At 52.9% G+C, this 13,138-nt stretch carries 13 protein-coding genes; all 13 read left to right on the plus strand.

Features of this window, described 5'->3' with window-relative positions:
- The first annotated feature begins 16 nt into the window (after positions 1–16).
- The 13 genes from pyrH (at position 17) to rnhB (ending at position 13,129) form a co-directional block, all read left to right on the plus strand.
- Complete coding sequence (pyrH, locus tag ACQG19_RS04115; protein WP_003856194.1) at positions 17–742, plus strand: UMP kinase; 726 nt, start codon at positions 17–19, stop codon at positions 740–742.
- A 167-nt stretch (positions 743–909) separates the two neighbouring features.
- Positions 910–1,467, plus strand: a complete 558-nt coding sequence (frr, locus tag ACQG19_RS04120; protein ID WP_008501909.1) for a ribosome recycling factor — start codon at positions 910–912, stop codon at positions 1,465–1,467.
- A gap of 95 nt (positions 1,468–1,562) precedes the next feature.
- Positions 1,563–2,762 carry a 1-deoxy-D-xylulose-5-phosphate reductoisomerase gene (gene ispC, locus ACQG19_RS04125; RefSeq protein ID WP_040022771.1) on the plus strand — a complete coding sequence of 400 codons (1,200 nt, stop codon included), beginning with the start codon at positions 1,563–1,565 and terminating at the stop codon, positions 2,760–2,762.
- 186 nt (positions 2,763–2,948) lie between these two features.
- Positions 2,949–3,707, plus strand: coding sequence for a (2E,6E)-farnesyl-diphosphate-specific ditrans,polycis-undecaprenyl-diphosphate synthase (ispU, locus tag ACQG19_RS04130; RefSeq protein ID WP_028028110.1), 759 nt, complete (start codon positions 2,949–2,951; stop codon positions 3,705–3,707).
- 12 nt (positions 3,708–3,719) lie between these two features.
- Positions 3,720–4,577: a phosphatidate cytidylyltransferase gene (gene cdsA / locus ACQG19_RS04135; protein ID WP_013095657.1), complete on the plus strand. Its 858-nt coding sequence runs from the start codon at positions 3,720–3,722 to the stop codon at positions 4,575–4,577.
- An 11-nt stretch (positions 4,578–4,588) separates the two neighbouring features.
- On the plus strand, positions 4,589–5,941 hold the full coding sequence (gene rseP / locus ACQG19_RS04140) for a sigma E protease regulator RseP (RefSeq protein WP_014830712.1): 1,353 nt from the start codon (positions 4,589–4,591) through the stop codon (positions 5,939–5,941).
- Positions 5,942–5,972: 31 nt separating this feature from the next.
- Entirely contained in the window at positions 5,973–8,390 is a 2,418-nt protein-coding gene (bamA, locus tag ACQG19_RS04145; protein WP_013095659.1) for an outer membrane protein assembly factor BamA, read from the plus strand.
- 122 nt (positions 8,391–8,512) lie between these two features.
- Positions 8,513–9,007, plus strand: coding sequence for a molecular chaperone Skp (skp, locus tag ACQG19_RS04150; protein WP_013095660.1), 495 nt, complete (start codon positions 8,513–8,515; stop codon positions 9,005–9,007).
- A 3-nt stretch (positions 9,008–9,010) separates the two neighbouring features.
- Positions 9,011–10,036: a UDP-3-O-(3-hydroxymyristoyl)glucosamine N-acyltransferase gene (gene lpxD / locus ACQG19_RS04155; protein ID WP_013095661.1), complete on the plus strand. Its 1,026-nt coding sequence runs from the start codon at positions 9,011–9,013 to the stop codon at positions 10,034–10,036.
- A 104-nt stretch (positions 10,037–10,140) separates the two neighbouring features.
- Positions 10,141–10,596: a 3-hydroxyacyl-ACP dehydratase FabZ gene (gene fabZ, locus ACQG19_RS04160; protein ID WP_010426706.1), complete on the plus strand. Its 456-nt coding sequence runs from the start codon at positions 10,141–10,143 to the stop codon at positions 10,594–10,596.
- Positions 10,597–10,599: 3 nt separating this feature from the next.
- A complete protein-coding gene (gene lpxA, locus ACQG19_RS04165) occupies positions 10,600–11,388 on the plus strand; it encodes an acyl-ACP--UDP-N-acetylglucosamine O-acyltransferase (protein ID WP_013095662.1) in 789 nt (262 codons plus the stop codon).
- Positions 11,388–12,536: a lipid-A-disaccharide synthase gene (gene lpxB, locus ACQG19_RS04170; RefSeq protein ID WP_222169221.1), complete on the plus strand. Its 1,149-nt coding sequence runs from the start codon at positions 11,388–11,390 to the stop codon at positions 12,534–12,536. Before lpxA ends, lpxB begins: the two co-directional genes overlap by 1 nt.
- A complete protein-coding gene (gene rnhB / locus ACQG19_RS04175) occupies positions 12,533–13,129 on the plus strand; it encodes a ribonuclease HII (protein ID WP_222169220.1) in 597 nt (198 codons plus the stop codon). Before lpxB ends, rnhB begins: the two co-directional genes overlap by 4 nt.
- Positions 13,130–13,138: the final 9 nt, after the last annotated feature.

A 13,138-nucleotide genomic window follows, 5' to 3' on the forward strand; every position in this document is an offset into this window, starting at 1 on the left:
GTCTCAGGAAAGAAACATGGCTACCAATGCAAAACCCGTGTACAAACGCATTCTGCTTAAGCTGAGTGGCGAAGCGCTGCAGGGATCGGAAGGCTTCGGTATTGACGCAAGCATTCTCGACCGCATGGCACAGGAGATCAAAGAACTTGTCGAACTGGGTATTCAGGTCGGCGTGGTCATTGGCGGTGGCAACCTTTTCCGTGGTGCTGGTCTGGCGAAAGCGGGGATGAACCGCGTTGTGGGCGACCATATGGGTATGCTGGCAACCGTGATGAACGGTCTGGCAATGCGTGATGCGTTGCATCGTGCCTATGTGAATGCCCGCCTGATGTCCGCTATTCCTTTGAATGGCGTTTGCGATAACTACAGCTGGGCAGAAGCGATCAGCCTGCTGCGCAACAACCGCGTGGTGATCCTCTCCGCCGGTACGGGTAACCCGTTCTTTACAACCGATTCCGCTGCCTGCCTGCGCGGTATCGAAATCGAAGCCGACGTGGTGCTGAAAGCAACCAAAGTGGATGGCGTGTTTACCGCCGACCCGGCAAAAGATCCCTCTGCCACCATGTACGATCAGCTGTCCTACAGCGAAGTGCTGGAAAAGGAGCTGAAAGTGATGGATCTTGCCGCCTTCACGCTGGCTCGCGACCACAAACTGCCGATCCGTGTCTTCAATATGAATAAGCCTGGCGCACTGCGCCGCGTGGTCATGGGCGAAAAAGAAGGCACATTGATCACGGAATAATTTCCGTCGGCGATAAATACAGGTAAGATTCCGCTTTATTTTGAAGTGGTATCTTACCCGGACGCGCCATTGGCGTTGCCATGAATTAAACGCGACTATACTTAGCACACCTGTAGCACTGTGCTGGCGGATAGTCTGCCTGAGACAAGTTTTCAAGGATTCGTAACGTGATTAACGACATCAGAAAAGATGCTGAAGTACGCATGGAAAAATGCGTAGAAGCGTTCAAAACCCAAATCAGCAAAATCCGTACTGGCCGTGCTTCTCCAAGCCTGCTGGATGGCATCATCGTAGAGTACTACGGTACGCCTACCCCTCTGCGCCAGCTGGCGAGCGTGACCGTAGAAGATACCCGTACGCTGAAAATCAACGTGTTCGATCGCTCTATGGGCCCGGCGGTTGAGAAAGCGATCATGGCATCTGACCTCGGTCTGAACCCAAGCTCTGCGGGTGCTGATATCCGTGTTCCACTGCCTCCGCTGACCGAAGAGCGTCGTAAAGACCTGATCAAAGTGGTGCGTGGCGAAGCTGAGCAGGGTCGTGTTTCCGTGCGTAACGTCCGTCGCGACGCTAACGATAAAGTGAAAGCGCTGCTGAAAGAAAAAGAGATCAGTGAAGATGACGATCGTCGTTCACAGGACGACATTCAGAAAATGACTGACGCTGCCATCAAGAAAATTGATGCGGCGCTGGCAGATAAAGAAGCGGAACTGATGCAGTTCTGATTTCTGTCTTACACTGATAAACGCCGTTCAGAGGGACTTCGGGTCTTGCTGGCGGCGTTTTGCTTTTATCTGGTCTAACTTTTTTCGGGCATCTCATGAAGCATTTAACTCTCCTTGGCTCAACCGGATCTATCGGTTGCAGCACTCTCGACGTTGTACGCCACAACCCTGCGCTTTACACCGTGACAGCACTGGTGGCCGGGAAGAATGTGCAGCGAATGGTCGAGCAGTGTCTGGAGTTTACGCCCCGCTATGCGGTAATGGATGACGAAGAGAGCGCCCGCCAGCTGAAAGCCGCTCTGCAAGAGAAGGGCAGTCGTACTGAGGTTCTGAGCGGGCAGCAGGCTGCCTGTGAGATGGCCGCGTTGGACGAGGTCGATCAGGTGATGGCCGCCATTGTTGGCGCGGCCGGGTTGCTGCCGACGCTGGCCGCCATCGATGCCGGTAAAGATGTTCTGCTGGCGAATAAAGAGTCGCTGGTAACCTGCGGACGTCTGTTTATGGAGGCGGTTAAGCAGCGCGGAGCACGTCTTTTGCCGGTCGACAGCGAGCACAACGCCATTTTTCAGAGTTTACCGCAACCTTTTCAGCAGAACCTGGGGTACGCTGACCTGGAGCAGAATGGGGTTGTATCGATTTTGCTTACCGGGTCTGGTGGCCCGTTCCGTGAAACGCCACTGTCTGAACTGAGCGCAATGACGCCGGATCAGGCGTGCCGTCATCCGAACTGGTCAATGGGGCGTAAGATCTCCGTTGACTCTGCCACTATGATGAACAAAGGTCTGGAATACATTGAAGCTCGCTGGCTGTTTAACGCGTCGGCGAAACAGATGGAAGTGCTGATCCACCCGCAATCGGTGATTCACTCGATGGTGCGCTATCAGGACGGCAGCGTGCTGGCACAGCTGGGAGAGCCGGATATGCGTACGCCAATTGCACATGCAATGGCATGGCCTGAACGCGTGAAATCTGGCGTGAAGCCACTCGATTTTTGCAAGCTGAGTTCTCTGACGTTCAGTGAACCTGACTACGATCGTTATCCGTGTCTTAAGCTTGCAATGAATGCCTTTGACCAGGGGCAGGCGGCGACGACGGCACTCAATGCAGCCAATGAAATTACCGTTGAAGCATTTCTGAATCAGCAGATCCGTTTCACCGATATCGCTATGCTGAATTTGTCGGTACTGGAGTTGATGGATCTGCGCGAACCACAAAGTGTGGAAGAGGTGCTGGCGGTGGATGAGCAGGCTCGTACTATTGCGCGCAAACAGGTGACACGCCTCGCAAGCTGGTGATAAAGCAAGCACTAGTCGTCGTGCTATTTGTTAGCGTTGGGCTTCGGTGATATAGTCTGCGCCACCTGATCGCAGGTATTTGACTTTAAGTGGTCAGGTAAGCCGTGGTTTGACACGGCTTTTTTACGTATAGGCTTCAGTATTCCTGAGTACCGTTAAATCCTTTTCAGGGACTAAAAACGCGTTATGTTGTCTGCGAATCAACCAATAAGCGAAAACTTGCCAGCTCATGGCTGCCGTCATGTAGCAATCATCATGGATGGCAATGGCCGCTGGGCGAAAAGACAAGGGAAGATACGAGCCTTTGGGCATAAAGCTGGGGCGAAATCTGTTCGCCGCGCCGTCTCTTTTGCCGCCAATAACGGCATTGATGCGTTAACGCTCTATGCTTTTAGCAGTGAAAACTGGAATCGACCTGCGCAGGAAGTGACTGCGTTGATGGAACTGTTTGTGTGGGCGCTCGACAGCGAAGTAAAAAGCCTGCACCGCCACAATGTGCGCCTGCGTGTCATTGGCGAAACCAGTCGTTTTAACTCACGTTTGCAGGAACGGATTCGTAAAGCAGAAGCGCTGACTGAAAATAACACGGGTCTGACGCTGAATATCGCGGCGAATTACGGTGGACGCTGGGATATTATCCAGGGGGTTCGGCACCTGGCCGAACAGGTTCAGGAAGGGTTGTTGAGACCCGACCAAATTGATGAAGACGCGCTGAGCAAGCAAATCTGCATGAATGAACTGGCACCTGTGGATTTGGTAATTAGGACAGGGGGAGAACATCGCATAAGTAACTTTTTGCTGTGGCAAATTGCCTATGCCGAACTTTACTTTACGGATGTGCTTTGGCCCGATTTTGATGAACAAGACTTTGAAGGTGCGCTGCATGCCTTTGCCAATCGAGAGCGTCGTTTCGGCGGCACCGAGCCTGGTGGCGACAAAGCCTGATGGGGGTAGCTTTTGCTGAAGTATCGCCTGATTTCCGCTTTTGTATTAATACCCATTGTCATTGCGGCGCTGTTTTTACTGCCCCCGGTGGGATTTGCTATTGTCACGCTGGTGGTGTGTATGCTGGCCGCGTGGGAATGGGGACAGTTTAGCGGCTTTACGTCGCGCAGTCAGCGGGTATGGCTGGCGGTACTCTGTGGCTTGATCCTGGCCCTGATGCTGTTTACCTTGCCGGAATATCACCATGATATTCACCAACCACTGGTTGCCGGGTCCCTGTGGGTATCGTTGGCCTGGTGGATCGCCGCCCTTGTTTTGGTGCTTTTTTATCCAGGATCCGCGGCGTTATGGCGCAACTCAAAAGTGCTGCGCCTTATATTTGGTCTTCTTACCATCGTGCCTTTTTTCTGGGGCATGGTGGCTCTGCGCGCCTGGCACTACGACGAAAACCACTACAGCGGTGCGATTTGGCTGCTTTATGTGATGATTCTGGTCTGGGGGGCTGACTCTGGGGCCTATATGTTTGGTAAACTGTTCGGCAAACATAAACTGGCTCCGAAGGTGTCGCCTGGTAAAACCTGGCAAGGATTCATCGGCGGCCTGTTTACGGCAGCGATTATCTCCTGGGGCTATGGCGTCTGGGCGAATCTGGACATTGCACCGTCAATACTGCTGGTGTGTTCGATTTTTGCCGCGCTGGCCTCGGTACTCGGTGATTTAACCGAAAGTATGTTCAAGCGAGAAGCAGGGATTAAGGACAGCGGACACCTGATTCCAGGGCATGGCGGGATACTGGATCGCATTGACAGCCTGACAGCGGCTGTTCCCGTGTTTGCTTGTCTGCTTTTACTGGTATTCGGGACGATTTAACGGAAGGTTTTATGCTGAGCATTCTCTGGAATCTGGCGGCGTTCATTGTTGCACTGGGTGTACTGATTACCGTGCATGAATTTGGCCATTTCTGGGTTGCTCGCCGTTGCGGTGTGCGCGTAGAGCGGTTCTCCATCGGTTTTGGCAAATCACTCTGGACGCGTACCGACCGTCACGGCACGGAATTTGTCATCGCCCTTATCCCGCTCGGTGGCTACGTCAAAATGCTCGACGAACGTGTTGAGCCTGTGGCCCCTGAGCTTCGACACAGCGCGTTTAACAACAAAACCGTTGGACAACGTGCCGCCATCATTGCTGCCGGACCGGTAGCCAATTTCATCTTTGCTATCTTCGCTTACTGGCTGGTGTTTATCATCGGCGTTCCGGGCGTGCGTCCGGTTGTCGGTGAAATCGCCCCCAATTCCATCGCGGCGAGTGCGCAAATTACGCCGGGGATGGAACTTAAAGCGATTGATGGTATCGAAACCCCTGATTGGGATGCCGTGCGACTGCAACTGGTAGCCAAAATCGGTGATGAGCAGACCACGGTCAGCGTGTCACCGTTTGGTTCTGACCAGCGACAGAATAAAGTGCTGGATTTGCGTCACTGGAGTTTCGAGCCAGACAAAGAAGATCCCGTCTCTGCGCTGGGGATTCGCCCACGTGGTGCGCAGATCGAACCGATATTAGCCGAAGTTCAGGCAAATTCGGCGGCGAGCAAAGCGGGTTTGCAAGCTGGCGACAGGATCGTTAAAGTCGATGGTCAGCCATTAACACAGTGGATGACCTTTGTTACTCTGGTGCGCGATAATCCGGGTACGTCGCTCGCGCTGGAAGTTGAAAGGCAGGGTAGTCCACTCTCGCTGACGCTGATCCCGGATAGCAAATCGGTCGGCAAAAAGGCAGAAGGGTTTGCAGGCGTTGTGCCTAAAGTGATCCCGCTGCCAGATGAGTACAAGACAATACGCCAGTATGGGCCGTTTAGCGCCATCCTTGAAGCCACGGATAAAACATGGCAACTGATGAAGCTGACGGTAAACATGTTGGGGAAATTGATAACCGGTGATGTGAAACTGAACAACCTCAGTGGGCCAATTTCGATAGCTCAGGGGGCTGGGATGTCAGCGGAGTTCGGGGTGATTTACTATCTCATGTTTCTCGCGCTCATTAGCGTGAACCTTGGGATCATCAACCTGTTCCCGCTTCCCGTTTTAGACGGGGGTCATCTGCTGTTTTTAGCGATTGAAAAGCTAAAAGGCGGGCCGGTATCCGAGCGAGTTCAAGACTTTAGTTATCGCATTGGCTCGATTTTGCTGGTGCTGTTAATGGGGCTTGCACTTTTCAATGATTTCTCTCGGTTGTAAGAGAGTTAGTTAGGAAGAACGCATAATAACGATGGCGATGAAAAAGTTGCTCATAGCGTCGCTGCTGTTTAGCAGCGCCACCGTATACGGTGCTGACGGGTTCGTAGTGAAAGACATTCATTTCGAAGGCCTTCAGCGTGTCGCCGTTGGTGCGGCCCTCCTCAGTATGCCTGTGCGCCCCGGCGATACGGTTAATGATGATGACATCAGTAACACCATCCGTGCTCTGTTTGCCACCGGCAACTTTGAGGATGTCCGCGTCCTGCGCGATGGTGATACGCTGCTGGTTCAGGTAAAAGAACGTCCAACGATCGCCAGTATCACTTTCTCCGGTAACAAGTCGGTGAAAGATGACATGCTCAAGCAAAACCTTGAAGCATCCGGTGTTCGTGTGGGGGAATCTCTGGACCGCACCACCCTTTCAGACATTGAAAAAGGTCTGGAAGACTTCTATTACAGCGTCGGTAAGTACAGCGCCAGCGTGAAAGCGGTGGTGACTCCGCTGCCGCGTAACCGTGTTGACCTGAAGCTGGTCTTCCAGGAAGGCGTCTCGGCGAAGATCCAACAGATCAACATCGTCGGGAACCACGCGTTCACTACCGACGAACTGATCTCCACCTTCCAGCTGCGTGACGAAGTGCCGTGGTGGAACGTGGTGGGCGATCGCAAATACCAGAAACAGAAACTGGCGGGCGACCTCGAAACCCTGCGCAGCTACTATCTGGATCGCGGTTATGCCCGTTTCAACATCGACTCGACTCAGGTGAGTCTGACCCCGGACAAGAAAGGGATCTACATTACGATTAACATTACAGAAGGCGATCAGTACAAGCTTTCGGGTGTTGAAGTAAGTGGCAACCTGGCGGGGCATTCTGCCGAGATCGAATCGCTGACCAAAATTCAGCCAGGCGATCTGTACAGCGGTTCTAAAGTAACCAAAATGGAAGACGGCATTAAAAAGCTGCTCGGCCGCTATGGTTATGCCTATCCGCGTGTGCAAACTCAGCCGGAAATCAACGACGCGGATAAAACCGTTAAGCTTCACGTCAACGTTGATGCGGGCAACCGTTTCTACGTGCGTAAGATCCGCTTCGAAGGTAACGACACCTCCAAAGATTCCGTTCTGCGTCGCGAAATGCGCCAGATGGAAGGGGCATGGTTGGGTAGCGACCTCGTTGACCAGGGTAAAGAACGTCTGAACCGACTGGGCTATTTTGAGACGGTTGATACCGATACCCAGCGTGTGCCAGGCAGCCCGGACCAGGTTGATGTCGTGTACAAAGTGAAAGAGCGTAATACCGGTAGCTTTAACTTCGGTGTGGGCTACGGTACTGAAAGCGGCGTGAGCTTCCAGGTTGGCGTTCAGCAGGATAACTGGCTGGGTACGGGTTACTCGGTGGGTATCAACGGTACCAAAAACGACTACCAGACCTACTCTGAGTTCTCTGTCACTAACCCATACTTCACCGTCGACGGTGTGAGCCTGGGTGGTCGTATCTTCTATAACGACTTTAAAGCAGACGACGCGGATCTGTCCTCGTACACCAACAAGAGCTACGGTGTAGACGGTACGCTTGGATTCCCGGTTAACGAATACAACACCCTGCGTGCGGGCTTAGGTTACGTGCATAACGACCTGTCCAATATGCAACCGCAGGTGGCAATGTGGCGTTATCTCGACTCTATCGGCCAGTCGGCGAGCACCTCCAGCGATAACAACGGTTTTGCGGCGGATGACTTCACCTTCAACTACGGCTGGACGTATAACCGCCTTGACCGTGGGTACTTCCCAACGGAAGGTTCACGTGTCAACCTGAATGGTAAAGTGACTATTCCTGGTTCTGATAACGAGTTCTACAAGTTAACGCTCGATACTGCCTCGTACTTCCCGATCGATGACGATCATAAGTGGGTGGTTCTGGGTCGTACCCGTTGGGGCTATGGCGATGGTTTAGGCGGCAAAGAGATGCCGTTCTATGAGAACTTCTACGCCGGTGGTTCCAGTACCGTTCGTGGCTTCCAGTCCAACAACATTGGTCCGAAAGCGGTTTATTACGGCGGTAATGACGAAGATAACTGCGCAAGCCGGGATCCAAAACAGGTTTGTAGCTCTGATGATGCGGTAGGCGGTAACGCCATGGCCGTGGCGAGCCTTGAGTTCATCACGCCAACGCCATTCATCAGTGATAAATACGCGAACTCAGTCCGTACGTCCTTCTTCTGGGATGCCGGTACCGTGTGGGATACCAACTGGGAGAACACTGCCCAGATGCGTGCGGCAGGTGTTCCAGACTACAGCGATCCGGGCAATATTCGCATGTCTGCAGGTATCGCATTACAATGGATGTCACCGCTGGGGCCGTTGGTCTTCTCTTACGCCCAGCCGTTTAAGAAATATGATGGAGATAAGTCGGAGCAATTCCAGTTTAACATTGGTAAAACCTGGTAATTCTCCGCTGCAAAGGAATGCGTTGGCAGTGTAGCGCTGACAACCGGCGATCGGTAAAACGATCGCCTTGCCACGCAAAGAACGGTACCTTCTGGTGCCAATGGGATGGTAAGGAGTTAATTGTGAAAAAGTGGTTATTAGCTGCAGGTCTCGGTTTAGCGATGGCAACTTCTGCTCAGGCAGCAGACAAAATTGCAATCGTCAACATGGGTAATTTGTTCCAGCAGGTTGCACAGAAAACTGGCGTTTCTGCGACTCTGGAAAACGAATTCAAAGGCCGTGCAAGCGAACTGCAGGGTATGGAAAACGATCTTCAGTCCAAAATGCAGCGTCTGCAGCGTGATGGTTCTACCATGAAATCAAGCGAGCGCAGCAAACTGGAAAAAGACGTAATGGCTCAGCGCCAGACGTTCTCCCAGAAAGCGCAGGCTTTCGAGCAGGATCGTCAGCGTCGTTCTAACGAAGAGCGTGGCAAGCTGGTGACTCGCATTCAGACTGCTGTTAAAGCAGTTGCTGCCGATCAGAACATCGATCTGGTTGTTGATGCGAACGCCGTTGCTTTCAACAGCAGCGATGTTAAAGACATCACCGCTGATGTTCTGAAACAGGTTAAATAAGTAATGCCTTCAATTCGACTGGCTGATTTAGCTCAGCAGTTGGATGCAGAATTACACGGTGATGGCGATATCGTCATCACCGCTGTTGCGTCCATGCAATCTGCTAAAGCTGGCAATATTACCTTCATGGTAAGCCCTAAGTACCGTGAACATCTGGCTCAATGCCAGGCGTCGGCTGTTGTTCTGACGCAGGACGATCTTCCGTTTGCCACTGGTGCGGCACTGGTAGTGAAAAATCCCTACCTGACGTATGCTCGCATGGCACAAATTCTTGATACCACGCCGCAGCCGGCGCAAAACATTGCTGCCAGTGCAGCAATCGATCCGACGGCTCAGCTGGGTAACAACGTAGCAGTCGGCGCAAATGCCGTGATCGAGTCTGGCGTCGTACTGGGCGATAACGTCGTCATCGGCCCGGGCTGCTTCGTTGGGAAAAACACAAAAATCGGCGCCGGGACCCGTTTGTGGGCCAATGTGTCCGTCTACCACGAAGTTGAAATCGGCGAAAATTGCCTCGTTCAGTCCAGCACAGTGATTGGTTCTGACGGTTTTGGCTACGCTAACGATCGTGGTAATTGGGTTAAGATCCCGCAACTTGGTCGCGTTATCATTGGCGATCGCGTTGAGATCGGAGCCTGTACCACCATTGACCGTGGTGCGCTTGACGATACCATTATCGGCAACGGTGTTATTATCGATAATCAGTGCCAGATTGCGCATAACGTTGTGATTGGCGACAATACCGCGGTTGCAGGTGGCGTCATCATGGCAGGCAGTCTGAAAATTGGCCGTTACTGCATGATTGGCGGTGCCAGCGTGATCAATGGTCATATGGAAATATGCGACAAGGTCACCGTGACGGGAATGGGCATGGTAATGCGTCCTATCACTGAGCCAGGCGTCTATTCCTCAGGCATCCCGCTGCAACCTAACAAGGTATGGCGTAAAACAGCAGCTCTGGTGATGAATATTGATGATATGAGCAAGCGACTCAAGTCCCTTGAGCGTAAGATCGATCAACAAGACTAAGCGTTCATCTTTTTAACGCTTAATTTCCCGGCCTGTCGGCTTTCTTTTAAACCGGCAGGCCGTGTTATTATTGCTAATCAGTACATTTTGACAGGAAGAGTATTTTGACTACCGACACTCATACTCTGCATATTGAAGAGATTTTAGAACTTCTGCCGCACCGCTACCCGTTTTTGCTGGTAGACCGTGTGCTGGATTTTGAAGAAGGTCGTTTTCTGCGCGCAGTGAAAAATGTCTCCGTTAACGAGCCATTCTTCCAGGGGCACTTCCCTGGTAAACCCATCTTCCCGGGTGTGTTGATCCTGGAAGCGATGGCACAAGCTACCGGTATTCTTGCGTTTAAAAGCGTAGGTAAACTGGAGCCGGGTGAACTGTACTACTTCGCGGGTATCGATGAAGCGCGCTTCAAGCGCCCTGTTGTGCCTGGTGATCAGATGATCATGGAAGTCACTTTTGAAAAAACGCGTCGTGGCCTGACTCGCTTTAAAGGCGTAGCGCTGGTTGACGGCAAAGTTGTTTGCGAAGCGACGATGATGTGTGCTCGTAGCCGGGAGTCCTGATACGTGATTGATAAATCTGCCTTTATTCATCCTACCGCTATTGTGGAAACCGGCGCCATTATTGGTGCTAATGTCCACATTGGCCCGTTCTGTATTGTTGGTCCCCATGTCGAAATTGGTGAGGGTACAGTACTGAAATCTCACGTTGTCGTGAATGGTCATACGACCATTGGCAGCAACAATGAGATCTATCAGTTCGCCTCCATCGGCGAAGTTAACCAGGATTTAAAATATGCTGGTGAGTCGACCCGTCTGGAAATTGGCGATCGTAACCGTATCCGCGAAAGCGTCACCATTCATCGTGGAACAGTACAGGGTGGTGGGTTGACGAAGGTGGGCAGCGATAACCTGTTTATGGTTAATGCGCACATCGCGCACGACTGTACCGTAGGTGACCGCTGTATTCTTGCCAACAACGCAACGCTGGCAGGACACGTATCGGTTGATGATTTCGCAATTATTGGCGGTATGACCGCAGTCCATCAGTTCTGCATCATTGGTGCACACGTGATGGTCGGCGGATGCTCTGGTGTGGCGCAGGACGTCCCACCGTATGTAATTGCGCAGGGCAACCATGCCACGCCATTCGGCGTGAACATCGAAGGCCTCAAGCGTCGTGGCTTTAGTCGCGAAGCGATTACGGCTATCCGCAACGCGTATAAGTTACTGTACCGTAGCGGCAAAACGCTGGAAGAGGCGAAGCCGGAAATTGCCGAACTGGCGGAAAAGCACCCTGAAGTGAACGCGTTCATGGAATTCTTTGACCGTTCCACAAGGGGTCTGATTCGTTAATGGTCGACAGTCGTCCGCTTACGATAGCCTTGGTCGCCGGAGAAACCTCCGGCGATATTCTTGGTGCCGGTCTTATCCGCGCGCTTAAGGCTCGCGTACCTGATGCTCGCTTTGTTGGCGTTGCAGGCCCGCTAATGCAGGCTGAAGGCTGCGAAGCCTGGTACGAAATGGAAGAGCTGGCCGTGATGGGCATTGTTGAAGTGCTGGGGCGACTGCGTCGTCTGCTGCATATCCGCGCCGATCTTACCCGCCGCTTCACCGAGCTTAAACCCGATGTCTTTGTCGGTATTGATGCGCCTGACTTCAACATTACCCTCGAAGGGAATCTGAAAAAGCAGGGCATTAAAACTATTCACTACGTCAGTCCGTCCGTCTGGGCGTGGCGACAGAAACGCGTTTTCAAAATCGGACGGTCAACCAATCTGGTGCTGGCTTTCCTGCCTTTCGAAAAAGCGTTTTACGACAAATTTAACGTTCCGTGCCGTTTTATCGGGCATACCATGGCGGATGCGATGCCGCTGGATCCGGATAAAAACGCAGCGCGTGACGTGCTGGAGATCCCTCACGATGCGCACTGTCTGGCTCTTCTGCCGGGTAGCCGTGGCGCAGAAGTAGAGATGCTTAGCGCGGACTTCCTGAAAACCGCGCAAATTCTGCGCGATACGTATCCCGATCTCGAAGTGGTTGTGCCGCTGGTGAACGCCAAGCGCCGCGAGCAGTTTGAGCGTATCAAAGCCGAGGTTGCACCGGATCTTCACATCCATCTGCTGGATGGAAAAGGCCGTGAGGCGATGGTTGCGAGCGACGCCGCGCTGCTGGCCTCCGGTACGGCAGCCCTGGAGTGCATGCTGGCGAAATGTCCGATGGTGGTAGGCTATCGCATGAAACCGTTCACCTTCTGGCTGGCCAAACGCCTGGTGAAGACGGAGTACGTTTCGCTGCCAAACCTGCTCGCCGGGCGTGAACTGGTGAAAGAGCTTCTGCAGGACGAGTGTCAGCCTCAGGCGCTGGCCGACGCGCTGCTACCGCTGCTTGCCAACGGCAAGACCAGCCACCAGATGCATGATACGTTCCGCGAACTGCATCAGCAGATCCGCTGTAATGCCGATGAGCAAGCGGCTGATGCGGTGCTGGAGTTAGCAAGATGATGGAATTTATTTATCCTCACACCCACCTTGTTGCGGGTGTGGACGAAGTGGGCCGTGGCCCGTTAGTGGGCGCTGTTGTGACCGCGGCGGTGATCCTCGATCCTGCCCGTCCGATTATCGGGTTGAATGACTCCAAAAAGCTTTCAGAAAAGCGCCGACTGGCGTTATTTGATGAGATTCAGGAAAAAGCATTAGCCTGGAGCCTTGGGCGTGCTGAAGCGCATGAAATTGACGAGCTGAACATCCTGCATGCCACAATGCTGGCGATGCAGCGTGCGGTGGCGGGGCTGAAAATTGCCCCGGAGTATGTTCTTATTGACGGCAACCGTTGCCCTGCATTACCAGTGCCTTCCATGGCGGTAGTAAAAGGGGATAGCCGGGTCGCGGAAATCAGTGCGGCTTCTATTATTGCCAAAGTGACTCGCGATGCTGAAATGGCCGCGCTGGATCTCACTTACCCTCAGTATGGCTTCGCTCAGCATAAAGGGTATCCTACTGCCTTCCACCTGGAAAAGCTGGCTGAACATGGCGCAACCGAGCACCACCGGCGCAGTTTTGGCCCGGTGAAACGCGCGCTGGGACTGGTGTCCTGAATCAATACG

The sequence above is a fragment of the Enterobacter cloacae complex sp. 277I4 genome (genome assembly GCF_050031465.1).
GTDB classification, from domain to species: Bacteria; Pseudomonadota; Gammaproteobacteria; order Enterobacterales; family Enterobacteriaceae; genus Enterobacter; species Enterobacter cloacae.

What these genes read in the sequence shown, in the direction of transcription:
- pyrH (WP_003856194.1), top strand. Translation starts at nt 17, where the DNA reads ATGGCTACCAATGCAAAACCCGTGTACAAACGCATTCTGCTTAAGCTG.
- lpxB (WP_222169221.1), top strand. Translation starts at nt 11,388, where the DNA reads ATGGTCGACAGTCGTCCGCTTACGATAGCCTTGGTCGCCGGAGAAACC.
- ispU (WP_028028110.1), top strand. Translation starts at nt 2,949, where the DNA reads ATGTTGTCTGCGAATCAACCAATAAGCGAAAACTTGCCAGCTCATGGC.
- lpxD (WP_013095661.1), top strand. Translation starts at nt 9,011, where the DNA reads ATGCCTTCAATTCGACTGGCTGATTTAGCTCAGCAGTTGGATGCAGAA.
- ispC (WP_040022771.1), top strand. Translation starts at nt 1,563, where the DNA reads ATGAAGCATTTAACTCTCCTTGGCTCAACCGGATCTATCGGTTGCAGC.
- rseP (WP_014830712.1), top strand. Translation starts at nt 4,589, where the DNA reads ATGCTGAGCATTCTCTGGAATCTGGCGGCGTTCATTGTTGCACTGGGT.
- bamA (WP_013095659.1), top strand. Translation starts at nt 5,973, where the DNA reads ATGGCGATGAAAAAGTTGCTCATAGCGTCGCTGCTGTTTAGCAGCGCC.
- rnhB (WP_222169220.1), top strand. Translation starts at nt 12,533, where the DNA reads ATGATGGAATTTATTTATCCTCACACCCACCTTGTTGCGGGTGTGGAC.